A 23,932-nucleotide genomic window follows, 5' to 3' on the forward strand; every position below is an offset into this window, starting at 1 on the left:
TCAGTGGACCACGCCGCTTTCTGTCATGTGGAGCTTCGCAAAATGCGCGTGCGAGTCCGAGAGCGAAACGGTCACGGGACCCGTGGTCGTCGCCCAGCCGCGCCCGACTTCGCAGGTGTCGTATTCAAAGCCGTCCGGAAGCGTGAGACGGGCGCGATGCGGCGTCCCAGTCACCGGATTGACGATCGGCTCTCCGCGCGCTTCGATCCAGCCGGGGACGTTGACGCGGGCCGTGCGGCCATCCACGTCCATTTCGAACTCGATTGGTGCGAAGACCGGATCGTGGACCTTGTCGAAAGTGGTCGAGAATACCTGGAAGAATGTCGCGCCGGGCTCGGTGTCCTGGCCGCTCATGATCCGCAAGAGTGCCTCGCGCTGCTCCTCGGAAGCGCGCTCGTCGACGATCGGCACGACCTCGCCGCCACCCTCATGAATCGCGCCCGGCCAGGCGACAATTATGCCGCATCTCAAGCCGTCGAGCCGGATATCGCCATGGTGTCCCTCCTCGATCTCCACCACGCCGATCGCGCGGCAGTTCCCTTGCGTTGGCAGGGCATTGTACTGACAGGGGCAGCCATAGGCGCAATTGCAATGAATGAATTCACGGCCCTTGATCGTCCATTTGACGTCAACCATCGTCTCCTCCCGGCTTTCTGCTCTTTTGTTCGCCAAACTCCCTTTGGATGCGCGAGACGTTTATTACGCTTGGAAAATATACCGCCGAACGGCGGTCATGCCAACGGTGAGCGATCGCGCGGTGAGTAGACGGCCCAAGGCGCAGCCTTTCGTCTTGCCTTGGCTTGCCATTCGTCCTACCTGACAGGAACTCGAATCCGGACCCGCAATGCCTCACAAGGTCTACATCACCCGCCTGAAGCTCACTGACTTTCGCAATTATGCGGCACTGGCGTTCGATCTCGACCAGCGTCATGTGGTGCTGACCGGCGAAAACGGTGCGGGCAAGACCAATCTCATGGAGGCGATCTCCTTCCTCTCGCCCGGGCGCGGCTTGCGTCGCGCGGCTTACGCGGATGTCGCGCGCATCGGGGCCGCGGACGGCTTTTCGGTTTTCGCTGTGGTCGACGGCATGGAGGGGCCAGTCGAAATCGGTACGGGGACGGCGGGCGGCGAAGAGGGACAGGCGCGCCGACTGAGGCTCAACGGCACGCCGGCACGCACCGTCGACGAACTCACCGACCACCTGCGTGTGCTCTGGCTGACGCCCGCCATGGACGGGCTCTTCACCGGCCCGGCCGGCGATCGCCGCCGGTTTCTCGACCGGCTGGTGCTCTCGCTCGATCCCGAACACGGGCGGCGGGCGAGCGAGTTCGACCGCGCGATGCGCAGCCGCAACCGCCTGCTTTCGGAGTTCCGACCGGATCCTGCCTGGGTTTCGGCGATCGAGCGCGAAATGGCGGGGCTCGGCGTCTCGATGGCGCTCGCCCGGCTGGAAATGCTGGGCCTGCTCGCGGCCCTTGTCGAGCGCAGCCAGGGGAACAGTTCCTTCCCGTCCGCCCGTTTGTCGCTTTCCGGCTTCCTCGACGATTGCCACGGCCTGCCGGCCTATGACCTCGAGGAGCGCTATCTCGCCATGCTGCAGGAAGGCCGTCTTCGTGACGCCGCCGCGGGCCGGACGCTCGAAGGCCCGCACCGTAGCGATCTCCTGATCCGCCACGGCGAAAAGGACATGGAGGCGGAACGCTGTTCGACCGGCGAGCAGAAGGCGCTGTTGATCGGATTGGTGCTTGCCCATGCGCGCCTCGTCGGCGACATGACCGGCCATGCCCCGATCCTGCTTCTCGACGAGATTGCCGCCCATCTCGACCGGGGGCGGCGGGCCGCCCTCTTCGATCGCGTCGATGAACTCGGCGGACAGGCCTTCATGACCGGCACGGACCGGGCGATGTTTGAGGCGCTCGGCGAGCGGGGACGCTACCTGACCGTTGCAAACGGCCGCGTTTCGGAGTGACATCGGCTCTGCCGAAGGCCGCTTCGGCAAGAATCCAGACGGAGACGGAAATGACCGCAGCCCTCGATCCTTCCGAAATAGCCCGCTATGCGCGCCATATCGTGCTTGCCGAGATCGGGGGTGCAGGCCAGCAGAAGCTGAAGGCCGCGCGCGTGCTCGTCGTCGGCGCCGGGGGGCTTGGCGCGCCCGTGCTGCAATATCTTGCCGCCGCCGGGGTCGGAACGCTGGGCATCATCGACGATGATCTGGTGTCGCTGTCGAACCTGCAGCGGCAGGTCATCCACGGCACGAGCGATATCGGCCGGCCAAAGGTCGAGAGCGCTGCGGACCGGATCGCGGACCTCAACCCGCATGTGAGGGTCGTGCCGCATACGCTTAGGCTTCAGCCCGACAATGCCGAAGCGATCTTCCGCCAATACGACCTGGTCGTCGACGGCTCGGACAACTTCGAAACGCGTTATCTGGCGGCCGACACGGCGGAAGCGGCCCGCGTGCCGCTGGTCACCGGCGCCGTCGGCCGTTTCGACGGCTCGGTCACGGTGTTGAAACCCTATGAAACGGATGCTGGCGGAAACTCCCTCCCGTCCTACCGCGATCTCTTCCCGACCAAGCCGCCGCCGGGTGCCGTGCCGGCCTGTGCCGAAGCCGGCATCGTCGGTGCGCTCACCGGCGTCATCGGTACGCTGCAGGCGATGGAAGCCATCAAGCTCGTGACGGGCATCGGCGTGCCGCTGGTTGGCCGGCTGTTGCTCTACGATGCGCTTGCCGCCGAGTTCAGTACGATCCGCTACCGGCGCGGCAAAGTTTGATGGACACGGTTCGATTTGATCCGGGCTTCGATCGCTACGACGAGCTGCTCGCGCTGATTCTCGCCGCCTTCGCCTATATGGATGGACGGATCGATCCACCATCCTCTGCCCACGCCTTGACGGTGGACTCGCTGCGCCGGAAGACAAGCGATGAGATCGCGTTCGGTGCGATCGCGGGCGGCGAGCTGCTCGGCTGCGTCTTCCTGAAGCCCGAGCCGAATTGCCTCTATGTCGGCAAACTCGCGGTTGCGCCTGCTTCGCAGGGAACTGGGATCGGCCGACATCTGATTGCCATTGCGGAGGAAACGGCCCGCAGCCTTTCACTCCCGGCGCTGAGGCTTCAGACCCGCATCGAACTCACGGAGAACCATGAGATCTTCGCGGCCTGGGGCTTCGTCGAAGCGGGCCGCTCCGCTCATCCCGGTTTCGCGGGCCCGACCTCGATCGAGATGAGGAAGGTGATCGGGCCGACGCTCTAATCCCGCCCCGGCAGTACGCGGTCCGGCGGCCGGTGGCCGTCGAAGAAGGTGCGGATGTTGATCACGACCTTTTCGCCCATGTCGATGCGCCCCTCGAGCGTGGCCGAGCTCATATGCGGCAAGAGCACGACCTTGCCTTCTCCGGCGAGCTTGATCAGCTTGGGATTAATGGCCGGCTCATTCTCGAAAACGTCGAGGCCGGCGCCGGCGATCTTGCCCTCGCGCAGGCACTTGATCAGCGCCACTTCGTCGATGACGTCGCCGCGCGCCGTGTTGACGATATAGCTGTCCGGACGCATCAGCGCCAGCCGCCGGGCCGACAGGAGATGATAGGTCGCCGGCGTCGAGGGGCAGTTGACCGAGACGATGTCGACGCGGGCAAGCATCTGGTCGAGGCTGTCCCAATAGGTCGCCTCGAGCATTTCCTCGGTTTCCGGGCTGACGCGATGGCGGTTGTGATAGTGGATGGAAAGGCCGAACGCTCTGGCGCGGCGGGCGACCGCAGTGCCGATCCGCCCCATGCCGAGGATGCCGATGCGTTTGCCGGCAATGCGCCGGCCGAGCATCCAGGTCGGCGACCAGCCCGCCCATTCGCCCTTGCGGTCGGTCAGGATGCGCGCACCCTCCGCGAGCCGGCGCGGCACTGCCAGAATGAGCGCCATGGTCATGTCCGCCGTATCCTCCGTCAGTACGTTGGGCGTGTTGGTGACGGTGATGCCCTTGCGGGCGGCGGCATCGACATCGATGTTGTCGACACCGTTGGAAAAGGCGGCGATCAGCTTGAGCTGCGGTCCCGCCTGCTCGATAAGGGCCGCATCGATCCGGTCCGTCACCGTCGGCACCAGCACGTCGACCCGCTTGACCGCGGAGACGAGCTCCGGCTGGCTGCGCGGCGAGTCGTCGATGTTCAATTCCGCGTCGAACAATTCGCGCATCCGGGTTTCGACGACATCCGGCAGTTTCCGGGTGATGTAGACGGTCGGCTTCTTCTTGCTTGTCATTCGCGCGAGCGGGCCTCGTTGACGGGTCCTTAACCAAGTTGGGCGATAGTTTCTCCCTACAGCCGCAGTTTCTACCAGACCCGGTGGGGAAGACAATTAAAAGTCGCTGTCCGGACACCGGATTTGCGACGCGTGCCCGGCCCGGCGCGCGAGATTGCGGCCAAATCGGTTCGAAACGGCCCGCGTCCTTTGGCCGTGGATCGATAAAGCTTCGCTTACGAACGGAAGATGAGCTTCGTCATGCGTCATGTCATTTCCAAAGCCTCCGCCCTCGTATTGGCCATGTTTCTCGGAACGGCCCCGATGACGTCAGTCGCCCATGCCCAGGCGGCCAAGGGGCCGAGCGGACTGCCGCTCCCCCGCTTCGTCAGCCTGAAGGCGAAAAGCGTCAACCTGCGAATCGGCCCCAGCCTCGATTATGCTGTCGCGTTCCGCTATCTCAAGCCCGGCGTTCCGGTCGAGATCATCCAGGAATACGACAATTGGCGCCGTGTCCGCGATGCCGACGGAACCGAGGGCTGGGTCAACCAGGCGCTGCTTTCCGGCGACCGCACCGCCATCGCCGCTCCATGGATGCGCGGCAAGGGCGAGGGCATCTTCGTCAATCTAAGGCGCGATCCGCAGGGTACGGCGCCGATCGTTGCCCGCATGGAGCCGGGCGTGCAGCTGCGCATCGGCGAATGCAACGGCGACTGGTGCCATGCCGAAACGCAAGGGGTGGAAGGCTGGATCGCCCAGAGCGAGATCTGGGGCGCCTATCCGGGCGAGGCCTTCAAATAGCCATTGGCCTCCCGTCAGAGAAGCGCGGCCTTCCTGGCGGCATCGGCAAGCGACATCATCGGCCGCGGCCCGATCTGCCCAATGACGATGCCCGCCGCCAGATTGCCGAGGCGGCTGCAGTCTTCGAGCGAGCGGCCGCTTGTGTAGCCGTGGAGGAAGCCGGCTGCATAAAGGTCGCCGGCGCCGGTGGTGTCGACCACATGTTCGATCGCACTTGCCCGCACCCGCACGCACTGGTCCCCGCGGATGACGACGGAGCCCTCCTCGCTCAGCGTCACGGCGGCGAGCTTGCAGTCCTTGGCGAGCTTCGCCAGCGCCAGGTCGAAATCCTCCGTCTCATAGAGCGCCAGGGCTTCCTGCCGATTGGCGAAGACGACATCGACGGTGCCCGAGCGCATCAGATCGAGGAACTCGTCGCGATAGCGGTGCACGCAGAAACTGTCGGAAAGCGTCATCGCCGTTTCGCGGCCATGCGCATGGGCAATGCGCGCCGCCTCGCGGATCGCATCCTTGGCGCGCGGCGGATCCCACAGGTACCCTTCGAAATAGGTAAGCCTGGATTCGGCGACGACTTCGGGCTCGACATCCTCCGGACCGAGCTCGACGCAGGCGCCGAGATAGGTGTTCATCGAGCGTTCGCCGTCCTCGGTCACGAAGATCATCGAACGCGCAGTCGGCGGCATGCTATCGAGCGGCTTCGTCTGGAAATGCACGCCCTGGGCGCGGATATCATGAGTGAAGATCTGGCCGAGCTGGTCGTCGGCGATCTTTCCGAAATAGGCGGCGCGCCCTCCGAGGCTTGCGACGCCCGCCGCCGTATTGCCGGCACTGCCGCCCGAGGCTTCGACCGCCGGGCCCATGCGCGAGTAGAGCAGTTCCGCCCGCTCCGCGTCGATGAGGTTCATCGCGCCCTTGATGATGCCGTTCTCCACGAGAAAGTTGTCGTTGCAGCGCGCAATGATATCGACGATCGCATTGCCGATCGTCAGGACATCGAATCTTGTCATGAGCCCCCGTCCGGTTTCCTGAATGGCCGGTAATCGTTAATACCGGTTTTCCGGGCATTTGGAAGCCGAAACGAGCAAAAGGAACGTAATCACTTTGGCAATGCCGTCGCTTCGTAAAGCGCCGCGAATTCGTCGCTTGGCGGGATCGGCTTGATTATGTCGATCATCACGCCGTTCGGATCGGCGGTGATGAAGTGACGCTGGCCGAAAGCCTCGTCGCAGATCGGCTTCAGGATCGGAAGGCCGGCTGCCTGCGCCCCCGCATATAGCCGGTCGGGATCCTCGACCTCGAAGTTCAGGAGCAGGCCCTTTGCGGGCGCCCTGTGCGTTTCCGGCACGGTTTCATGGCGATAGTCGAGGATGGCGAGCGTCACGTGCTCGTCCTCGATCGACTGGAGATGCACATACCAATCGCTCTTGAAGAGGGCCTGGCTGACACGCGGCGCGCTCTACCATCATTTCGAGGACAAGAGGGCGCTGTTTCGGGCAGTGGTCGAGAAGGAGGCCGGCAAGGTCGCCGCGACGATTGAAACATCGGCCGGTGACCTCTCGGCTCGGGAGGCGCTGCTCGCCGGTGCCGCCGCCTATTTCGAGGCCATGGCCGTTCCCGGGAGGGTGCGCCTTCTGCTACTCGACGGACCGGCAGTCCTCGGCGTCACCGAAATGGCAGCGATCGACGCCGCTCATGGCGGACGAACGCTGGAGGAGGGGCTCGCGGCGGCCTTGGCGCCGCGCCGCTTGGGGGACAAGGCCATCAAGGCGATGGCCTTCCTGCTCTCGGCCGCCTTCGACCGGGCCGCGCTCGAGATCGATGCCGGTGCCGCCCGGGCCGACTATGCCTATGCCATCGACCGGCTGATTGATCGTCTGATCGCCGATTGAGGTCCGCGGTCGCGCCGTCCGTCAGCCAGCGACGGGAAGGACCTGCGGCGGCAGTTCCACGAGCGGAGCCGGGATATCGCAGCTCTTCTCGGGCGATCTGCAGAGGTCGGCGATGACGCAGCGTTCGCATTCCGGCCGACGCGCCTTGCAGACATAGCGGCCATGCAGGATCAGCCAGTGGTGCGCGTGATAGAGATATTTCTCAGGGACCACACGCAAAAGATGTGACTCGACCTCGTCCGGCGTCTTGCCGGGCGCAAGAAGTATGCGGTTGGCGATGCGGAAAATATGCGTGTCGACGGCGATCGCCGCCTGGCCGAAGGCCATTTGCAGGACGACGTTGGCGGTTTTGCGCCCGACGCCCGGCAGGCTGATCAGTTCCTCGCGCGTACGGGGCACTTCGCCGTCGAAGTCGGTGATCAGCTTCTCGGAGAGCGCAATGACGTTCTTCGCCTTGTTGCGGTAAAGCCCGATCGTCTTGATATAGTCGCGCAGCCTCTCCTCGCCGAGCGCCAGCATTTTTTCCGGCGTGTCGGCAACGGAAAAGAGCGGGCGCGTCGCCCTGTTGACGCCCACGTCAGTCGCCTGCGCCGAGAGCGCGACCGCGACCAGCAGCGTGAAGGCGTTGACGTGCTCGAGTTCGCCCTTGGGCTCCGGCCGCTGCACCGAAAAGCGGCGAAAGATCTCCTCGACTTCCCCCGCGCTGTAGGCGCTGCGTTTGCGGCCGCCCGCAAGGCGCGGCGTCACGGATTTCGACCTGGAGGCTCGCGACGTTGATTTGACGTTTTTCATACCGCATCTATAGTCATTGGTTATGACCGAAGGCAACGCTCAGCCACATATCGAAGACCAGCCGATCTTTTCGGCTGAGCTTACGCCCCACCGCTCCCTCGGCCCTAGAGGCTTCAAGATCCTGCTGATGATCGCCGGCGCGATGAGCCTCGTTCACATCGTCGTGTTCCTGGTCATCGGCGCCTGGCCGATCGTCTTCTTCTTCGGCCTGGATTTCTTCCTTCTCTTCGGCGCCTTCTGGCTCAACTATCATACGGCCCGCGCCCGCGAGGAGGTCAGCGTTTCGCGTACCGACGTCTCGGTGAAAAAGTTCGCGCCGTCGGGGCGGATAACCGAGCACCGCTTCAACACCTTCTGGGCTCGTTTCAGCATCAACCGGCATCGGGAGATCGGCATTGTTTCGATGAAGATCGGCAGCCGTGGCCGGCAGATCGATATCGGCTCATTTCTCAACCCGGACGATCGCGAGAGCTTTGCCCTTGCCTTTGCCCGGGCCCTGGCGACGGCCAGGTCGCGCTGAGCAGACTGGCGTCCTTTGCGCGTCCAGAAGGACGCACAAAGGACAGTGTAGGCTTCCCACCCAACAGGAATCGGGTGGTTATCCGCTCCCCTGGATGGTTAGCTGCGGCATGACAGGAGATCAGCCATGAACGTCGCCACATCCATCCCGACAGACATCACCCCGCACGGCACCGACTACGACACGGTCCGGTGCGTGATCGAAATGCTGACGGAGGACTATCGCGACCAGCCGTCGCTCGAGACGCTTGCACGGCGGCTCGGGCAGTCGCCGACGCAATTGCAAAAGGTCTTTACCCGCTGGGCGGGCCTTTCTCCCAAGGCTTTCCTTCAGGCCGTGACGCTGGACCATGCCAAGCGGCTGCTACGCGATGAGGACATGCCGCTCCTGGAGGCCAGCATCGAAGTCGGCCTCTCCGGACCGGGACGGCTTCATGACCTCTTCGTTACGCATGAGGCGATGTCCCCGGGCGAATGGAAGGCGCGCGGCGGCGGCTTGACCATTCGCCACGGCTATCATCCGTCGCCCTTCGGAACGGCATTGGTGATGGTGACCGATCGCGGTCTCGCGGGTCTTGCCTTTGCCGACCCCGGCGAGGAGCGCGCAGGCTTCGACGACATGGCCCGCCGATGGCCGAACGCGGCCTATGTCGAAGACAGTGCGGCAACGGCTCGCTATGCCGCTCGCATCTTCGATCCGGATCGCTGGTGCGCCGAAGAGCCGCTCCGAATTTTCCTGATCGGTTCGGATTTTCAGGTGAGGGTCTGGCAGGCACTTCTGAAGGTGCCTTTCGGCAAGGCCACGACCTATTCCCGGATCGCAGACGAGATCGGTCAGCCGGCCGCGTCGCGGGCCGTCGGCGCGGCTGTCGGCCGCAACCCGATCTCCTTCGTCGTGCCCTGCCACCGCGCGCTCGGCAAGGGTGGCGAACTCACCGGCTATCATTGGGGCCTGACGCGCAAACGCGCGATTCTTGGATGGGAAGCGGGAAGGGCGTGAATGTGCGTGAGGAATGATGGAGCGCGGTTTGCCCCTCATCCCGCTGCCACGACCTTCTCCCCGCAAGCGGGGAGAAGGGACTTACCGCAATGCCTCAGTCCCCTCTCCCCGCGTGCGGGGAGAGGGACTGAGGGGCAATATCTCGTAAAATCGTTCGCCTAATGCGCGCCCGACATGTCGCCGAGGACTTCTTTCGAAGCGACCGTGGAATCCGCCTTCAGCTTGTAGACCATCGGCACGCCGGTCGCGAGGTTGAGGTTCAGAACTTCTTCCTTCGTGAGCCGGTCGAGCACCATGACGAGCGAGCGCAACGAGTTGCCGTGGGCGGCGACGAGCACCTTCTCGCCGGAAAGCACGTGCGGCAGGATGTCGGTGAGGTAATAGGGCCAGACGCGGGCGCCGGTGTCGCGCAGGCTCTCGCCGCCGGGCGGCGGCACGTCGTAGGAGCGGCGCCAGATATGGACCTGCTCCTCGCCCCATTTCTTACGGGCATCGTCCTTGTTGAGGCCGGAGAGATCGCCGTAGTCGCGTTCGTTGAGCGCCTGGTCGCGGATCGTTTCCAGCGACGATTGGCCGACGGCGTCAAGCACGAACTGGCAGGTGCGCTGGGCGCGGACGAGGGCGGAGGTAAAGGCGATGTCGAACTTGATGCCGTAGTCCGCGAGCGCCTTGCCGCCGGCCTTCGCCTCGTCGACGCCGAGCTCCGTCAGGTCCGGATCGCGCCAGCCGGTGAACAGGTTCTGCAGGTTCCAGTCGCTCTGGCCATGCCGGACGAGGACGAGTGTGCCGCTCATTTCGATTTCCTCTTCAAGAAATTGATGGATCAGTTGAGCCCGAGAACATCGAGCATGCAGTAGAAACCGGGTTTCTGGTCGCGGGCCCAGAGCGCCGCCGTGACGGCGCCGCGCGCGAAAATCGAGCGGTCCGTGGCGCTATGCGAGAGCGTCACCATCTCGCCCTCACCGGCCAGCATGACGGAGTGCTCGCCAATCACCGATCCGCCGCGCAACGTCGCAAAGCCGATCGTCCCCTGCGGCCGGGCGCCCGTATGGCCGTCGCGCACCCGCACGGAATGGTCCTTGAGGTCGATACCGCGTCCCTTGGCCGCCGCCTCGCCGAGGAGGAGGGCCGTGCCCGACGGCGCGTCGACCTTGTGCTTGTGGTGCATTTCCAGGATCTCGATGTCCCAATGGGCGGGGGCAAGCGCGCGCGCCGCCTTTTCCGTCAGCACGCCCATGAGGTTGACGCCGAGGCTCATATTGCCGGACTTGACGATGCGGGCATGGCGGGCGGCGGCGCGGATCTTCGCCTCGTCATCCGCCGAACACCCGGTCGTGCCGATGACATGGACGATGCGCGCCTGGGCGGCAAGGCCCGCGAACTCGACCGTGCCTGCCGGGGCGGTGAAATCAAGCACGCCGTCGGCGTGAAGAAAGGCCGCGAGCGGCTCGTTCGTGACCGGAATTCCGACTGCGCCGAGACCGGCAAGCTCGCCGGCGTCGCGGCCGATAAAGGGCGAGCCGGGCCGCTCGACTGCTGCGTGGAGCCGAACGCCGTCCATGCCATGGACGGTCCGGATCAGCGTCTGGCCCATTCGACCGCCCGCGCCGACCACCACGAGCTTCATCTCCGTTTCGCTCATCCTCGCTTTCCTCGTTCTTACAGGATTTCGGCCTCGGCGGTAGCGTCCGGGCCCTGGCCTTGCAGATTGTGCAGGCGAGCGTAGAGCCCGTCCGGACGCCGCGCAAGCTCGCCATGCGTGCCTTCCTCCACGACCCGCCCATCGCTCATGACGACGATCTTGTCGGCGTTGACGATGGTGGAGAGCCGGTGAGCGATGACGATGACGGTGCGGCCGCTCATGGCATGGTCGAGCGCCTTCTGGACGGCCGCTTCGGACTCGGTGTCGAGTGCCGAAGTCGCCTCGTCGAGAAGAAGAATGGGTGCGTTGCGCACCAGCGCGCGGGCAATCGACAGGCGTTGGCGCTGACCGCCGGAAAGCGTCACGCCGTGCTCCCCGACCGGCGTGTCGTAGCCCTGCGGCTGCGCCAGGATGAATTCATGCGCATAGGCAAGCCGCGCCGCCTCCTCGATCTCAGCGTCGGTGGCGTCCGGACGGCCATAACGGATGTTGTCGCGGATCGAGCCTTCGAAGAGATAGGGCTGCTGCGAAACATAGGCGATACCGTTGCGCAGCGACCGTTTGGTGACGCTGGCGATATCCTGGCCGTCGATCAGGATCTGGCCCGACTGCGGATCATAGAAGCGCGGGATGAGGCTGATGATCGTCGACTTGCCGGCGCCCGACGGTCCGACAAGGGCCGTCGTCTTGCCGCCCTCGGCGCGGAAGCTGACACCCTTCAGGATCTCGTCGCCATTGCCATAGGCGAAGCGCACGTCGTTGAGCTCGACGGTCGCCGCGCCGAGCTTCAGCTCGGTCGCATCGGGCCGGTCCCGCTGATGGGGAACCGTGTCGAGGACCTCGTAGATCATGCGCGCATTGACGGCGGCGCGCTCGAGCGACACCTGCAGGCGCGCCAGACGCCGGGCCGGATCGTAGGCCATCAGCAGCGCGGCGACGAAGGCGAAGAAGGCGCCCGGCGGGACGTTGTGATAGATGGTCCGGAAGGCGGCATAGGCAAGCACGCTGGAGATCGCGAGTCCGGCAAAGGTTTCCGTCATCGGCGCGGTTCGCTCGCTCAGCCGCGCGATCCGGTTCGCCCGGTTTTCGGCGCGGTCGATGATCGACTCGACCTTGCCGCGCAGTTGGTTCTCCATCGTGAAGGCCTTCACGATGGTGATGCCCTGGATGGTCTCCTGCATCGCCCCGAGAACGCGGCTATTGACCTCGACGGACTCGCGCGTTGCCGCACGCAGGCGCTTGGAAACGTAGCGTAGGCCAAAGAGCAGGGGCGGCGCGGCGAGGAAGACGATCAGCGAGAGCAGCCAGTCCTTGCTGAACATGACGGCGATCAAACCGATGAGGGTCAGAAGGTCGCGCGCGATCGACGTCACGGTCATGTTCAGGACGTCACGGATGCCGCTGACGTTCTGGCTGATCTTTGCGGCAAACTGCGCCGAGCGATGCTCGTGGAAATAACCGACGCTGAGCGCCATCAGATGCGCATAAAGGCGCCGCTGATAGCGTGCGACGATGTTGTTGCCGATTTTTGAGAGCGCGACCGCCTGTCCGTAGGTGGCAAGCCCGCGCAACAGGAAGGCGGCGAAGATCGCGCCGCAGATCAGGAGCACGATATCGGCCCGCCTGTTGGCGAAGGCCTCGTTGACCACGGCTTCCATGATCCACGCCGTGAAGCCTGTCGTGGCTGCCACCACCACCAGGCATAGAATGGCAAAGGCATAGCCACGAACGTGGTCGCGGCCGTTTTCGGCGACGATGCGCCGCAGAATCCCGCTGATGGTCTCGGAATCGACTGCGCGCTCTTTTCTATCCTTGGCGTTCAATAAGCCCGTCTTTCCTGGCTCGAAATGGCTGCCGCATGCCGGCGCCCGCGTCGGGGGCTCTATAGTGGCTTGAGGCCCCGTTGGCGAGTCTTTGCGACGACCGTCACGTCAGCTTCTCCAGCGCCGTCCCTCTGTTGCAACACCGAAATCACCCGGCCTCTGCGCAAAGGCGGCGAGCCCGGAAAGAGCTGCCATGGGATGGATCACCGCAAAAGTCGGAACCGTCCGCATCAGCGCCGAATGCGGTGCCTTGTCCTCGAATGCGGTCCGAAACTCCGGTTGCATCAGTGCGGACAGTATCTTCTGCGAAATGCCGCCGGCGAGGAACACGCCGCCACGGGCCATGAAGATCAGCGCCATGTCGCCGGCGACTCGTCCAAGATAGGTGCAGAAGAGCGACAGAGTCTCGACCGCTGCCGGATCTGCTCCCGCAAGCGCAGCCGTCGTCACCTCCGCCTGATCTGCGTGCACCGGATCGATCCCGTCGGCCGCGCAAACGGCGCGATAAAGATTCATGATGCCGCGGCCGCAAAGAATCTGTTCGCGCGCCATGCGCCCCTCGATCGGCTCCAGGAAGGGCCATATCTGGAAGTCGCGCTCGCTCGATGGCCCGATATCGACATGGCCGCCTTCGCCGGGCACCGGGATCCAGGTGTTCTGGGCGAACACCAGACCCGCGACGCCGAGGCCGGTGCCGGGGCCGAGCACGACGCGGGAACTGCGCGGAAGGACGCTGCCGCCGCCGATCTGCACGATGTCCTCGTCGGCCGGCGCGGCAACTGCCAGCGCCTGCGCCTCGAAGTCGTTGATGACCAGCACGTCGTCGAGCCCGAGGCTTGCGAGCATGTCCTTCGGCCGGATGACCCAGCCGGCGTTCGTCAGCGGGATTTCGTCGCCCTGGATCGGCCCGGCGACCGCGAGGATCGCCGAGCGCGGCCGCACCGATGTCTTGTCGAGAATGCTCTTTTGCATCGCCTCCTCGATCGTCTCGAAATCGCCGGTCTTGATCGGCGGCAGTTGCCGTGGTTCGGCATAAGCGTCGACAAGCAAGGCGAAACGGGCATTCGTGCCGCCGATATCGCCGATCAGTAAGGGAAAGGGAAAGGTCTGGTCACTCGCAACGGGCATGGCGGATCGTCCTGGTCGCGGCTTGGAGAGAGGTACGGTTATGTATCAGTTGCGCCGGAAGTCGATCAACTGCTCGGCGGTCGCGCGGTTCAGCGCCATGGGGATATCATAGACGATCGCCAGCCGCATCAACGCTTTGACGTCAACGTCGTGCGGCATTGGCGTCAGCGGATCGACGAAAAAGATCAGGCAATCGACGTCGCCGGTCGCGATCAGCGCTCCGATCTGTTGATCGCCGCCGAGTGGGCCGCTTTTCAGTCGCGACACGTCGAGACCGGGGCAGATGTCGAGCACGCGACCGCCAGTCGTCCCCGTCGCAACGATCTTCCAGCCGGTCAGCACTGCCTCGTTCGCCTTGGCGAAGGCGGCAAGGTCGTCCTTCTTCTGATCATGGGCGATCAGGGCGAGGCATTTGCGATCTGCCACGGGGGCCTCCGAGGAGCTCACGGCGAACCGGATGAGATGGGGCGGCTCGCGTTCTTTAAATCGATTTGAATGCCATATACATGAGCGTGGCGAAGATGGGAAGGCTATTGCCGCCATTTGGGCGGCTACTGCAGAGCCGGACGCGGCGAGGGGATCGGGATATTTACGAGCGGCGCCGCTTCCGCCGCACCGATGATCGCCTCGATGCTGGTCGCAGCGGCAGGAACGGCGGCCGCTGCGCGATAGGCGGTGCCATGGGTCGCGTGCAGTTCGGAGGCCGGAGCCGGCCCGTTCAAAACCAGCGCGCAGGCCTTCGGCAGGTCGTCAAGCGTCGCGTATCTCGGCTTGACCGGCTTGGCCGGTCTCTTCGTCGGCTTCGCCCAGGGCTCGTCGGTGAACCACCAGGCAAGCGACTTGTCGCAACCCTCTCCGGCGGGCACCGCGGCCTGATCCTTGCAGCCCTTCGAACCCGTCGGGCATTTGATCCGGATATGGAAATGGTAATCGTGGCCATAGATCGGCCGGACCTTGCCCAGCGCTGAGCGGTCGCCCTTCCAGGTGTCGCAGAGCTTCTTCTTGATGGCGGGGTTCACGAAAACGCGCTCGACCTCGGGATAGCTCGCCGCCAGCATGATCAGCCGCCCATGGGCGGGCGTCCACGCGGCCGGGTCGATTGTCAGGAACCTCTTCTTGTCGAGCATGGACGTGGCTGAAATCGTCTCGCGTTCGTCGTAGCTCAGCGTCCTTTTCGGCATTGGCGTCAGCCAGATATCCGCATCGAGGCCGATCTGGTGCGAAGCATGGCCGGAGAGCATCGGGCCGCCGCGCGGCTGCGCGATATCGCCGAGCAGCAAGCCGGGCCAGCCGAACGTCTCGGCCGCGTCGTAGGAGAGGCGCTCGATCAGCGCGATCATCTGCGGATGCCCCCAGCGGCGGTTGCGCGACAGGCGCATGGCCTGCCATGTCGGGCCGTCGGTCGGGATCGCAATGCCTCCGGCAAGACACCCCTTCGAATAGAAACCGTAGGCGGCCGCCGCCGATTGCGTCGGCAGCGCCTTTGCGCCAAAAAGCTGCTTGGCGGGCGTGCCATCGGCCGCAGCCGCATCCGCAGATAAGAGGCCGGCCGCCACGACCAGGCTCAGAAGCACGGAACCGCAACGTGCAAGCGCCGCGCGCGTATCAAATCCCATTCAATCCCCCATCGGCAAAGGCGCGAAACAGGCAGCCTCCAGGCGCTACATCGACCTGCCACTCCTATCCTGATTCGCCGTGATTGCATCAGCCTTGCGACTCACCCGGATGTGACTGAAAAAATCCGCCTGATTTTTGGCAGGTCCTGTCAATTGCCGTGATTTCGCTTATTCTTCTTTTAAAGCGTTATCGAAAATACAAGGAGAAAAGACGGGATGCTGGACATTGGCGGTATTGGAAGAGTGAAGTTTGCGACCGCGTTCCTGGCAATGTCCTTGCTGCTGGTGCCAACGGCAGAGGCTCAAGAGCAGCCGGTCTGGCATCACGGACTGTCGCTCGTCGACGAACTCAAGTATCCGCCGGGCTTTGCGCATTTCGACTATGTGAATCCCGAAGCGCCGAAGGGCGGAGACCTCAGGCTTTCGCAGACGGGCACCTTCGATACTTTCAACCCCCTGCTGGTGAAGGGCGAAACGGCCGTCGGTCTGGGTTTCGTCTTCGACACGCTCATGAAACCGTCCGAGGACGAGATTTCGACGGCCTACGGGCTCCTGGCGGAAAGCGTATCCTTCCCGGACGATATCTCCTCGGCCACGTTCCGTCTGAGGCAGGAGGCGAAATGGGCCGATGGCAAGCCGGTGACGCCGGAAGACGTCGTCTTCAGCTTCGACAAGGCGAAGGAATTGAACCCGCTCTATCAGAGCTACTATCGGCATGTCGTAAAGGCGGAGAAGACAGGGGACCGGGAGGTGACGTTCCACTTCGACGAGAAGAACAATCACGAATTGCCGCATATCCTCGGGCAGATCCTGATCGTGCCGAAGCACTGGTGGGAGAGCACCGGGCCGGACGGCAAGCCGCGCGACATCTCGCGGACGACGCTTGAACCGGTCATGGGGTCAGGCCCCTACCGCATCGCATCGTTCTCCCCCGGCGGGACCATCCGCTACGAGCGCCGGCCCGATTACTGGGGGGCCTCGCTCAACGTCAATGTCGGGCAGAACAATTTCGATTCGATCACCTACTCCTTCTTTGGCGATCGCGACGTCGAGTTCGAAGCCTTCCGCTCCGGCAACACCGATTATTGGCGTGAGAACCAGGCGATGCGCTGGGCGACGGCGTACGATTTTCCGGCTGCGAAGAACGGCCGCGTCAAACGCGAGGAAATTCCCAATCCCTTCCGGGCGACGGGCGTGATGCAGGCGATGGTGCCGAACATGCGCCGCAAGCCTTTCGATGACGAGCGGGTGCGCGAGGCGTTGAACTATGCTTTAGACTTCGAAGAGTTGAACCGCACCGTATTCTTCAATCAATACCAGCGCGTCGACAGCTTCTTTTTCGGTACGGAGCTCGCTTCCTCCGGTCTGCCGGAAGGCAAGGAATTAGAGATTCTGAATGAGGTCAAGGATCTCGTGCCGCCGGAAGTGTTCACTACTCCTTACGAGAATCCCGTCGGAGGCACGCCGCAAAAGGCGCGCGAAAACCTGCGCAAGGCGATCGAGCTCCTGAATGAGGCGGGATTCGAGCTCAATGGTAACCGGATGGTTGATACGGCGACGGGCAAGCCCTTCTCCTTCGAGATTCTGTTGAGCAGCCCGGCGCTCGAGCGCGTCGCCTTGCCCTATACGCAGAACCTGAAGCGGATCGGCATCGAGGCGCGCGTGCGCACGGTCGACCCGTCGCAATATACCAATCGCGAGCGCGCCTTCGACTACGACATGACCTGGGAAGTCTGGGGCCAGTCCCTGAGCCCTGGAAACGAACAGGCGGATTACTGGGGATCGGCAGCCGCCACGCGCCAGGGCTCCAGGAATTATGCCGGCATTTCCGATCCCGGCGTCGACGCCTTGGTCCAGCGCGTGATCTTCGCGAAGAATCGCGAAACGCTGGTTGCGGCCACCAAGGCGCTCGACCGCGTGCTGCTCGCCCATAATTACGTCATTCCGCTCTACTATAAGCTGGCCGCCCAGATCGCCTATTGGGACAAGCTGGCCCGGCCGCAAGAGCTGCCGAAATACGGACTCGGCTTTCCCGACGTGTGGTGGTCCAAGAGCGCCGCCAGCCAATGAAGGACTTGCTCTCGGGGCTTCACTCGATTCCAAATGCAGGGATCGAATCAGTTAAGCTAGGTCCTGAGCCTAGGGGACGGGGCCGGTGCGATCCGATGCGTCTACTGCATCTCTCCTTGAATCGACCTTCGATCTAAGGAAAAGACATGCAGCAGTTTAAAGTGCTACAGCGACCTTGGTGCGGTGCTGAAGGAGTTCGGGACCGTGGAGCTCAGGGCCGAGGAGTTCAGGAATTGAGACGACATAGACGGCAGACGACAGCCAGGCTGGTCCCGGCGGCCGGCGGTACGACAATGCCGAGGTCCGCCTGATGGGTGCCTACATCCTGCGCCGCCTGCTCCTGATGATCCCAACCATCGTCGGGATCATGGCCATCTCCTTCGCCGTCGTGCAATTCGCCCCCGGCGGTCCCGTGGAGCAGGTCATCGCCGACCTTACCAGTGCCGCGGGGTCCGACAGGCTGTCCGGCACCGGCGGCGATCTCCTTCAGGGCGGCGGTGGCGACGAGGGCGGAAGCTATCGCGGTGCGCAGGGACTCGATCCGGACTTCATTGCCAAGCTCGAAAAGCAGTTCGGTTTCGACAAACCGCCGCTCGAGCGCTTCGCCACGATGATGTGGGACTATATCCGCTTCGATTTCGGCGAGAGCTTCTTCCGCAACACCTCCGTCATCGACCTCATCATCGAAAAAATGCCGGTGTCGATCTCGCTCGGCGTGTGGATCCTGATCTTCTCCTATCTCATTTCGATCCCGCTCGGCATCAAGAAGGCGGTCTCCGACGGCTCGACCTTCGATGTCTGGACCTCCGGTGTCATCGTCATCGGCTATGCGGTGCCGAGCTTCCTCTTTGCCATCCTGCTGATCGTGCTGTTCGCCGGCGGCTCCTTTTTTGACTGGTTTCCCCTGCGCGGCCTCGTCTCCGACAATTTCCATGAGCTTGCCTGGTGGCAGAAGATCCTCGATTACTTCTGGCACATGACGCTGCCGCTGATCACGCTGCTGCTTTCGGCCTTTGCCACGACGACCTTGCTCACCAAGAATTCCTTCATCGACGAGATCAAGAAGCAATATGTGACGACGGCGCGCGCCAAGGGCCTCACCGAGCGGCGGGTGCTCTACGGCCATGTCTTCCGCAATGCGATGCTGATCATTATCGCCGGCTTCCCAGGCGCTTTCATCTCCGCCTTCTTCACCGGTTCGCTGCTGATCGAATACATCTTCTCGCTCGATGGTCTCGGCCGCCTCGGCTATGACGCGGTCGTCAAGCGCGATTATCCGATCGTCTTTGCGACGCTCTACATCTTCTCGCTGATGGGCCTTTTCGTCGGCCTTGTCTCCGACCTGATCTATACCTGGGTCGACCCCCGCATAGACTTTGAGCGGAGAGACGTCTGATGAGTGCCGTCACGACCTATGCGCAAGTGCCGGAAAAAGGCTGGCTGACTCCGATCGGCCGGCGGCGCTGGCAGAATTTCAAGGCGAATCGGCGCGGCTACTGGTCGCTCTGGATCTTCCTCGTCCTGTTCGGCCTCAGCCTCTGTGCCGAATTCATCGCCAATGACCGGCCGATCGTCGCCTCCTACAAGGGCGAACTCCTATTCCCGGTCTTCGTCAACTATCCGGAGGAGAAGTTCGGCGGATTCCTCGCCGAAACCGACTTCCGCTCCGAATTCATCCGCGACGAGATCGAGGCGAATGGCTGGATGATCTGGCCGCCGATCCGCTATTCCTACCAGACGGTCAACTCCTATATCCCTCATTCGGCGCCGACACCGCCCTTCTGGCTGATGGATGAGGAGGAGCGCTGCGCCGCCTATCCGCAGGGCGCCGACGACCCCGGCTGCACGCTCGGCAACATGAATTGGCTCGGTACCGACGACCAGGCGCGCGACGTGATGGCGCGCATGATCTACGGCTTCCGCATCTCCGTCCTCTTCGGGCTGGCGCTGACGATCGCCTCCGCCGTGATCGGGGTTTCGGCGGGCGCCGTGCAGGGCTATTTCGGCGGCTGGACCGACCTTCTCTTCCAGCGCTTCATTGAAATCTGGTCGTCGATGCCTGTGCTTTATATCCTGCTCATCATCGCCGCCATCCTGCCGCCCGGCTTCTTCATCCTGCTCGGCATCATGCTGCTCTTCTCCTGGGTCGGCTTCGTCGGCGTCGTGCGCGCGGAGTTCCTGCGGGCGCGCAACTTCGAATATGTCAATGCGGCGCGCGCGCTCGGCGTCGGCAACGGTACGATCATGTATCGGCACCTCCTGCCGAATGCGATGGTCGCGACGCTGACCTTCCTGCCCTTCATCCTTTCCGGTTCGATCACGACGCTCACGTCGCTGGACTTCCTGGGCTTCGGCATGCCGCCGGGTTCCCCCTCGCTCGGTGAGATGATCGCCCAGGGAAAATCGAACCTGCAGGCGCCGTGGCTGGGATTGACCGCCTTCTTCGCCTTGTCGGTGATGCTGTCGCTGCTGATCTTCGTCGGCGAAGCGACGCGCGACGCCTTCGACCCGAGAAAGACGTTCCGGTGAGCGCGACGATGACAGATGCCCTCCTCTCGATCCGCGATCTCTCCGTCGCCTTCCACCAGGGCGGCGAAACCTCGATTGCCGTCGACCATATTTCCTTCGACATACGCCGCGGCGAGACGGTGGGACTCGTCGGCGAATCGGGCTCAGGCAAGTCGGTTTCGGCGAACTCGATCCTGAAGCTGCTGCCCTATCCCGCGGCGAGCCACCCGAACGGCGAGGTCCTCTTCAACGGCAAGGACCTCCTGAAGGCAAGCGATGCGGAGTTGCGCCACGTTCGCGGCAACGACATCACCATGATCTTCCAGGAACCGATGAGCTCGCTTAATCCGCTGCACACGATCGAGCAGCAGATCGGCGAAATCCTCGAACTTCACCAGGGCCTGAAAGGCTCGGCCGGCCGCGCGCGGACGCTCGAGCTCCTCAGTCAGGTCGGCATCCGCGAAGCGGAAAAACGCCTCGGCGCCTATCCGCATCAGCTTTCCGGCGGACAGCGTCAGCGCGTGATGATCGCCATGGCGCTTGCCAACCGCCCGGAACTCCTGATCGCCGACGAGCCGACGACGGCCCTCGACGTCACCGTTCAGGCACAGATCCTGGAGCTTCTGAAGTCGCTCAAGGACGAGCACGGCATGTCCATGCTGTTCATCACCCACGACCTCGGCATCGTGCGCAAGATCGCCGACCGGGTCTGCGTCATGACCAAGGGCAAGATCGTCGAGGCCGGTCCGACGGCGGAAATCTTCGCCAATCCGCAGCATGAATATACAAGGCACCTGCTCGCCTCCGAGCCGAAGGGAGAGCCGCCGCCATTGGATGCGTCGAAGCCGATCGTCATCGAGGCGAAGGACGTGAAGGTCTGGTTTCCGATCAAGGCTGGGTTTCTCCGCCGCGTCGTCGATCATGTGAAGGCCGTCGACGGCATCGACCTGACGCTCCGCGCTGGGCAGACGCTCGGGGTCGTGGGCGAATCCGGCTCGGGCAAGACGACACTCGGCCTGGCGCTGACGCGGCTGATTTCGTCGAAGGGCCGGATCGCTTTCGTCGGCCAGGACATCGATGCCCACAGCTTCGGCGAGATGCGGCCGCTGCGCAACCGCATGCAGGTGGTCTTCCAGGACCCCTACGGTTCGCTGAGCCCGCGCATGTCCATCGCCGACATCGTCGGCGAAGGGTTGAGGATCCACGAAAAGGCGCTCACCGATGGGGAGCGCGATGCGCGCGTCGCCGCCGCCCTGGAAGAGGTGGGGCTCGATCCCGCCACCCGCTGGCGCTACCCGCATGAGTTCTCCGGCGGACAGCGCCAGCGCATCGCGATCGCGCGCGCCATGGTGCTGAAGCCGCAATTCGTCATGCTAGACGAGCCCACCTCGGCGCTCGACATGAGCGTTCAGGCGCAGGTCGTCGATCTGCTGCGCGATCTGCAGCGCAAGCACAATCTCGCCTATCTCTTCATCAGCCATGACTTGAAGGTCGTGCGGGCACTTGCCAACGAAGTGATCGTCATGCGTATGGGCCGGGTCGTGGAGCAGGGGCCGGCCGACCGCATCTTCGAGGCTCCGAGCGAGGATTATACCAAGGCGCTGATGGCCGCCGCCTTCAATCTGGAAGCCGTCAATATTTCCGCCATCCGCCAGTAGAACTCCGTCAGTAGAACCTCCGTCATGCCTGTCAGAAGCCCCGTCATCGTCGACCTGAAATTCATTCCCGAAGAGGTCGATGACGCCCTCCAGGGCGCCTTTCCCGGCCGCGAGGTGATCAATCTTGCCGATCCCGTCCATGAAGGGCGGGATCTCTCCGGCGTCGATTATGCGGTGGTCTGGAAATCCGCGCCCGATCTCTTCTCCCGCGCGCCGGATTTGAAGGTCGTCTTTTCCGGCGGTGCCGGCGTCGACCACGTGCTGACGCTTCCGGGCCTGCCAGACGTGCCGCTGGTGCGCTTTGTCGACCGCACGCTGACGACCCGCATGAGCGAATGGGTGGTGATGCAATGCCTCATGCACCTGCGCCAGCATCGCGCCTATGAGGCGCTGGCAAGAAGGCGCGAATGGCGGGAGCTGAGCCAGCCGGAGGCAGCAGACGTGACCGTCGGCATCATGGGCATGGGCGTGCTCGGCCAGGATGCGGCCCGCAAGCTTGTCGTCATGGGCTTCAAGGTGATCGGCTGGTCGCGCACGATGCGCGTGGTCGAAGGCATAGAGACCTATGACGCTGCCGGCCTCGACGGCTTTCTCGGCCGCAGTGATGTTCTCGTCGGCCTCCTGCCGCTAACGCCGGAAACGAAGGGCATTTTCAACCGCAGCCTCTTTGCGAGGCTCAGCCGCAAGGGGCCCTTCGGCGCACCCGTCTTCATCAATGCCGGCCGCGGCGGCAGCCAGGTGGAGGCCGATATCCTTGAGTGCCTCGACGACGGCACCCTGGCGGCAGCCTCACTCGACGTCTTCGAACGGGAACCGCTGTCCCCGGAAAGCCGGTTCTGGGGCATGCCCAATGTCTATGTGACGCCGCATGTCGCGGCCGCTTCCGATGTCAAGGCGCTCTTCGCCCATGTCGAAGAACAGATCGCCCGCTTCGAAAGCGGCCTGCCGCTGCAGCATGTGGTCGACAAGGTAGCCGGCTACTGATCAGCCGCAGCCGCGGCCGCGCGCGTCCTTCCAGACGTGCGAAGGCCGCTGCAGCGCTTTGGATTGCTGCATGGGCGCCAATCAGAACAGGCGGTCGACCCAGCCGTGCGGGTCGGGTGCGCGGCCGTTCTGGATATTGAGCAGCGCCGCCTTCAGCTTGCCGGCGATCGGACCGGCGCCGCCATCGCCGATCGTGAAGCCGTGTTTGCGGCCCTTCACCTTGCCGATCGGGGTGACGACCGCAGCGGTGCCGCAGGCAAAGGCTTCGGTGAGCCGGCCGCTCTGCGCATCCACCTCCCATTGCTCGATGGCATAGGGCTCCTCGCGAACGGCCAGCCCCATGTCGCGGGCGAGCGTGATCAGCGAATCGCGGGTGATGCCGGGCAGAATCGTGCCGGTAAGCGGCGGCGTCTGTAGCGAGCCGTCGTTGAAGACGAAGAAGACGTTCATGCCGCCGAGCTCCTCGACGAAGCGGCGCTCGACAGCATCGAGGAAGATTACCTGCTCACAGCCTTCACGGGTGGCTTCCGCCTGGGCGGCGAGGCTGGCGGCATAATTGCCGCCGCACTTCGCTTCGCCGGTGCCGCCGGGCGCGGCGCGCGTGTAATTCTCCGATATCCACAGCGTAACCGCCGGCGCGCCGCCCTTGAAATAAGAGCCGACCGACGAGGCGATGACGCAATAGATGTAGTCGGCCGAAGGCTTGACCCCGAGGAGGACCTCCGTGGCGATCATGAACGGCCTGAGATAAAGCGCGGAACCGTCGGCGGTCGGAATCCAGTCGCGATCGACGCGGACCAGTTCGCGGACGGATTCGACGAACAATTGCTCCGGCAGGGGCGCCATAGCCAGCCGAAGGGCGGAGTTGCGGAACCGGCGCGCATTGGCGTCCGGACGAAACAGCGCGGCGCCGCCGTCGGGCAGGCGATAGGCCTTCATGCCCTCGAAAATCTCCTGGGCGTAGTGGAACACCACGGTTGCGGGATCGAGTTCGAACGCCTTGCGCGCTTCGATCCTGCCGTCATGCCAGCCGCGTCCCTCGGAATAGCGGACCGTCACCATGTGATCGGTGAACACCCGGCCGAAGCCCGGATTCTGGAGGATCGCCTCTCGGTCGCTCACGGCCGTCGGAAAGGGGTTTTTCTCGAACAGGAAGGTCTTTGCGTCGCTCTCGGTCATCTGTCCTCCGCTCCTTCGTTCCGAGCGGCTTGGTCCGCTCGCCATAGGAGCAGGACTTAGCTCAGATCGGATCGTGTTTCGTGGCA

22 protein-coding genes and 2 pseudogenes are annotated in these 23,932 nt (G+C 63.8%); 12 read left to right on the plus strand and 12 right to left on the minus strand.

The genetic code is table 11. The annotated features are described in order from the left end of the window. The gene (locus tag SJ05684_RS16900) at positions 1-636 is read right to left on the minus strand and encodes a DUF1326 domain-containing protein (protein WP_034853403.1); all 636 of its coding nucleotides are present in this window, start codon (positions 634-636) and stop codon (positions 1-3) included. A gap of 208 nt (positions 637-844) precedes the next feature. Between SJ05684_RS16900 and recF the strand changes: the two genes are divergently transcribed. The 3 genes from recF to SJ05684_RS16915 are packed head-to-tail and all read left to right on the plus strand — an operon-like array spanning position 845 to position 3,257. Beyond that, complete coding sequence (recF, locus tag SJ05684_RS16905; RefSeq protein WP_034853405.1) at positions 845-1,969, plus strand: DNA replication/repair protein RecF; 1,125 nt, start codon at positions 845-847, stop codon at positions 1,967-1,969. A 50-nt stretch (positions 1,970-2,019) separates the two neighbouring features. Further along, a complete protein-coding gene (locus SJ05684_RS16910) occupies positions 2,020-2,778 on the plus strand; it encodes a molybdopterin-synthase adenylyltransferase MoeB (RefSeq protein WP_034853468.1) in 759 nt (252 codons plus the stop codon). Next, positions 2,778-3,257 (plus strand): GNAT family N-acetyltransferase, encoded by a 480-nt coding sequence (locus SJ05684_RS16915; RefSeq protein ID WP_034853407.1) that lies wholly within the window; start codon positions 2,778-2,780, stop codon positions 3,255-3,257. Before SJ05684_RS16910 ends, SJ05684_RS16915 begins: the two co-directional genes overlap by 1 nt. On the opposite strand, the gene SJ05684_RS16920 is transcribed toward SJ05684_RS16915, so the two are convergent. Further along, positions 3,254-4,258, minus strand: coding sequence for a 2-hydroxyacid dehydrogenase (locus SJ05684_RS16920; RefSeq protein ID WP_034853409.1), 1,005 nt, complete (start codon positions 4,256-4,258; stop codon positions 3,254-3,256). The genes SJ05684_RS16915 and SJ05684_RS16920 overlap by 4 nt on opposite strands. Positions 4,259-4,540: 282 nt before the next feature. Between SJ05684_RS16920 and SJ05684_RS16925 the strand changes: the two genes are divergently transcribed. Further along, positions 4,541-5,038 carry an SH3 domain-containing protein gene (locus SJ05684_RS16925; protein WP_374188701.1) on the plus strand — a complete coding sequence of 166 codons (498 nt, stop codon included), beginning with the start codon at positions 4,541-4,543 and terminating at the stop codon, positions 5,036-5,038. Positions 5,039-5,052: 14 nt separating this feature from the next. Here SJ05684_RS16925 and SJ05684_RS16930 read toward each other — a convergent pair whose 3' ends face one another. Both SJ05684_RS16930 and SJ05684_RS16935 read right to left on the minus strand, forming a co-directional pair. Then, a complete protein-coding gene (locus SJ05684_RS16930) occupies positions 5,053-6,045 on the minus strand; it encodes an adenosine kinase (RefSeq protein ID WP_034853412.1) in 993 nt (330 codons plus the stop codon). Between the two features lie 89 nt (positions 6,046-6,134). Next, a pseudogene (locus SJ05684_RS16935) lies at positions 6,135-6,476 on the minus strand (VOC family protein); the annotation flags it as partial. On the opposite strand from SJ05684_RS16935, the pseudogene SJ05684_RS16940 reads away from it, so the two are divergent. Beyond that, positions 6,472-6,927 (plus strand): annotated as a pseudogene (locus SJ05684_RS16940) (TetR/AcrR family transcriptional regulator); the annotation flags it as partial. The pseudogenes SJ05684_RS16935 and SJ05684_RS16940 sit on opposite strands and share 5 nt — an antisense overlap. A 21-nt stretch (positions 6,928-6,948) precedes the next feature. Here SJ05684_RS16940 and nth read toward each other — a convergent pair. Further along, the gene (gene nth, locus SJ05684_RS16945; RefSeq protein ID WP_034853413.1) at positions 6,949-7,719 is read right to left on the minus strand and encodes an endonuclease III; all 771 of its coding nucleotides are present in this window, start codon (positions 7,717-7,719) and stop codon (positions 6,949-6,951) included. Positions 7,720-7,741: 22 nt separating this feature from the next. On the opposite strand from nth, the gene SJ05684_RS16950 reads away from it, so the two are divergent. Together SJ05684_RS16950 and SJ05684_RS16955 are read left to right on the plus strand one after the other, a co-directional pair. Next, on the plus strand, positions 7,742-8,239 hold the full coding sequence (locus tag SJ05684_RS16950) for a DUF2244 domain-containing protein (protein ID WP_034853414.1): 498 nt from the start codon (positions 7,742-7,744) through the stop codon (positions 8,237-8,239). Between the two features lie 126 nt (positions 8,240-8,365). Beyond that, positions 8,366-9,238: a methylated-DNA--[protein]-cysteine S-methyltransferase gene (locus tag SJ05684_RS16955; RefSeq protein ID WP_034853422.1), complete on the plus strand. Its 873-nt coding sequence runs from the start codon at positions 8,366-8,368 to the stop codon at positions 9,236-9,238. Between the two features lie 158 nt (positions 9,239-9,396). Here the strand turns inward: SJ05684_RS16955 and SJ05684_RS16960 are convergent, their stop codons facing one another. The 6 genes from SJ05684_RS16960 to mepA all read right to left on the minus strand — a co-directional run bounded on the left by SJ05684_RS16960 (position 9,397) and on the right by mepA (position 15,447). Next, positions 9,397-10,032 (minus strand): 2,3-bisphosphoglycerate-dependent phosphoglycerate mutase, encoded by a 636-nt coding sequence (locus SJ05684_RS16960; RefSeq protein ID WP_034853423.1) that lies wholly within the window; start codon positions 10,030-10,032, stop codon positions 9,397-9,399. Between the two features lie 29 nt (positions 10,033-10,061). Further along, positions 10,062-10,880 carry a 4-hydroxy-tetrahydrodipicolinate reductase gene (gene dapB / locus SJ05684_RS16965; RefSeq protein WP_034853426.1) on the minus strand — a complete coding sequence of 273 codons (819 nt, stop codon included), beginning with the start codon at positions 10,878-10,880 and terminating at the stop codon, positions 10,062-10,064. A gap of 17 nt (positions 10,881-10,897) precedes the next feature. Continuing rightward, complete coding sequence (locus tag SJ05684_RS16970) at positions 10,898-12,703, minus strand: ABC transporter ATP-binding protein (protein WP_034853427.1); 1,806 nt, start codon at positions 12,701-12,703, stop codon at positions 10,898-10,900. A gap of 108 nt (positions 12,704-12,811) precedes the next feature. Continuing rightward, positions 12,812-13,831: a glucokinase gene (locus SJ05684_RS16975; RefSeq protein WP_034853428.1), complete on the minus strand. Its 1,020-nt coding sequence runs from the start codon at positions 13,829-13,831 to the stop codon at positions 12,812-12,814. A 45-nt stretch (positions 13,832-13,876) separates the two neighbouring features. Further along, the gene (locus SJ05684_RS16980; protein ID WP_034853430.1) at positions 13,877-14,257 is read right to left on the minus strand and encodes a methylglyoxal synthase; all 381 of its coding nucleotides are present in this window, start codon (positions 14,255-14,257) and stop codon (positions 13,877-13,879) included. A 125-nt stretch (positions 14,258-14,382) separates the two neighbouring features. Continuing rightward, on the minus strand, positions 14,383-15,447 hold the full coding sequence (gene mepA / locus SJ05684_RS16985; RefSeq protein WP_034853431.1) for a penicillin-insensitive murein endopeptidase: 1,065 nt from the start codon (positions 15,445-15,447) through the stop codon (positions 14,383-14,385). 216 nt (positions 15,448-15,663) lie between these two features. Here mepA and SJ05684_RS16990 point away from each other — a divergent pair, with 216 nt between their 5' ends. The 5 genes from SJ05684_RS16990 (at position 15,664) to SJ05684_RS17010 (ending at position 22,667) form a co-directional block, all read left to right on the plus strand. Then, on the plus strand, positions 15,664-17,517 hold the full coding sequence (locus SJ05684_RS16990; RefSeq protein WP_034853433.1) for an extracellular solute-binding protein: 1,854 nt from the start codon (positions 15,664-15,666) through the stop codon (positions 17,515-17,517). Between the two features lie 310 nt (positions 17,518-17,827). Next, the gene (locus tag SJ05684_RS16995; protein WP_034853435.1) at positions 17,828-18,913 is read left to right on the plus strand and encodes a microcin C ABC transporter permease YejB; all 1,086 of its coding nucleotides are present in this window, start codon (positions 17,828-17,830) and stop codon (positions 18,911-18,913) included. Next, on the plus strand, positions 18,913-20,046 hold the full coding sequence (locus SJ05684_RS17000; RefSeq protein WP_034853437.1) for an ABC transporter permease: 1,134 nt from the start codon (positions 18,913-18,915) through the stop codon (positions 20,044-20,046). The genes SJ05684_RS16995 and SJ05684_RS17000 overlap by 1 nt, the downstream gene beginning before the upstream one ends. 8 nt (positions 20,047-20,054) lie before the next feature. Beyond that, positions 20,055-21,683, plus strand: a complete 1,629-nt coding sequence (locus SJ05684_RS17005) for an ABC transporter ATP-binding protein (protein ID WP_034853471.1) — start codon at positions 20,055-20,057, stop codon at positions 21,681-21,683. Positions 21,684-21,707: 24 nt separating this feature from the next. Further along, positions 21,708-22,667: a 2-hydroxyacid dehydrogenase gene (locus tag SJ05684_RS17010; protein ID WP_034853439.1), complete on the plus strand. Its 960-nt coding sequence runs from the start codon at positions 21,708-21,710 to the stop codon at positions 22,665-22,667. 81 nt (positions 22,668-22,748) lie between these two features. Here the strand turns inward: SJ05684_RS17010 and SJ05684_RS17015 are convergent, their stop codons facing one another. Beyond that, on the minus strand, positions 22,749-23,846 hold the full coding sequence (locus tag SJ05684_RS17015; protein ID WP_034853440.1) for a branched-chain amino acid aminotransferase: 1,098 nt from the start codon (positions 23,844-23,846) through the stop codon (positions 22,749-22,751). Positions 23,847-23,932: the final 86 nt, after the last annotated feature.

It is taken from the genome of Sinorhizobium sojae CCBAU 05684 (assembly GCF_002288525.1).
Lineage (GTDB): Bacteria > Pseudomonadota > Alphaproteobacteria > Rhizobiales > Rhizobiaceae > Sinorhizobium > Sinorhizobium sojae.

Coding starts and splice junctions, on each gene's coding strand:
- SJ05684_RS16925 (WP_374188701.1), top strand. CDS start 4,541: ATGTTTCTCGGAACGGCCCCGATGACGTCAGTCGCCCATGCCCAGGCG.
- SJ05684_RS16900 (WP_034853403.1), bottom strand. CDS start 636: ATGGTTGACGTCAAATGGACGATCAAGGGCCGTGAATTCATTCATTGC.
- SJ05684_RS16930 (WP_034853412.1), bottom strand. CDS start 6,045: ATGACAAGATTCGATGTCCTGACGATCGGCAATGCGATCGTCGATATC.
- SJ05684_RS16910 (WP_034853468.1), top strand. CDS start 2,020: ATGACCGCAGCCCTCGATCCTTCCGAAATAGCCCGCTATGCGCGCCAT.
- dapB (WP_034853426.1), bottom strand. CDS start 10,880: ATGAGCGAAACGGAGATGAAGCTCGTGGTGGTCGGCGCGGGCGGTCGA.
- SJ05684_RS16920 (WP_034853409.1), bottom strand. CDS start 4,258: ATGACAAGCAAGAAGAAGCCGACCGTCTACATCACCCGGAAACTGCCG.
- SJ05684_RS16955 (WP_034853422.1), top strand. CDS start 8,366: ATGAACGTCGCCACATCCATCCCGACAGACATCACCCCGCACGGCACC.
- SJ05684_RS17005 (WP_034853471.1), top strand. CDS start 20,055: ATGACAGATGCCCTCCTCTCGATCCGCGATCTCTCCGTCGCCTTCCAC.
- SJ05684_RS17000 (WP_034853437.1), top strand. CDS start 18,913: ATGAGTGCCGTCACGACCTATGCGCAAGTGCCGGAAAAAGGCTGGCTG.
- SJ05684_RS16950 (WP_034853414.1), top strand. CDS start 7,742: ATGACCGAAGGCAACGCTCAGCCACATATCGAAGACCAGCCGATCTTT.
- SJ05684_RS16975 (WP_034853428.1), bottom strand. CDS start 13,831: ATGCCCGTTGCGAGTGACCAGACCTTTCCCTTTCCCTTACTGATCGGC.
- SJ05684_RS16995 (WP_034853435.1), top strand. CDS start 17,828: ATGGGTGCCTACATCCTGCGCCGCCTGCTCCTGATGATCCCAACCATC.
- SJ05684_RS16990 (WP_034853433.1), top strand. CDS start 15,664: ATGCTGGACATTGGCGGTATTGGAAGAGTGAAGTTTGCGACCGCGTTC.
- SJ05684_RS17015 (WP_034853440.1), bottom strand. CDS start 23,846: ATGACCGAGAGCGACGCAAAGACCTTCCTGTTCGAGAAAAACCCCTTT.
- SJ05684_RS17010 (WP_034853439.1), top strand. CDS start 21,708: ATGCCTGTCAGAAGCCCCGTCATCGTCGACCTGAAATTCATTCCCGAA.
- recF (WP_034853405.1), top strand. CDS start 845: ATGCCTCACAAGGTCTACATCACCCGCCTGAAGCTCACTGACTTTCGC.
- mepA (WP_034853431.1), bottom strand. CDS start 15,447: ATGGGATTTGATACGCGCGCGGCGCTTGCACGTTGCGGTTCCGTGCTT.
- nth (WP_034853413.1), bottom strand. CDS start 7,719: ATGAAAAACGTCAAATCAACGTCGCGAGCCTCCAGGTCGAAATCCGTG.
- SJ05684_RS16960 (WP_034853423.1), bottom strand. CDS start 10,032: ATGAGCGGCACACTCGTCCTCGTCCGGCATGGCCAGAGCGACTGGAAC.
- SJ05684_RS16915 (WP_034853407.1), top strand. CDS start 2,778: ATGGACACGGTTCGATTTGATCCGGGCTTCGATCGCTACGACGAGCTG.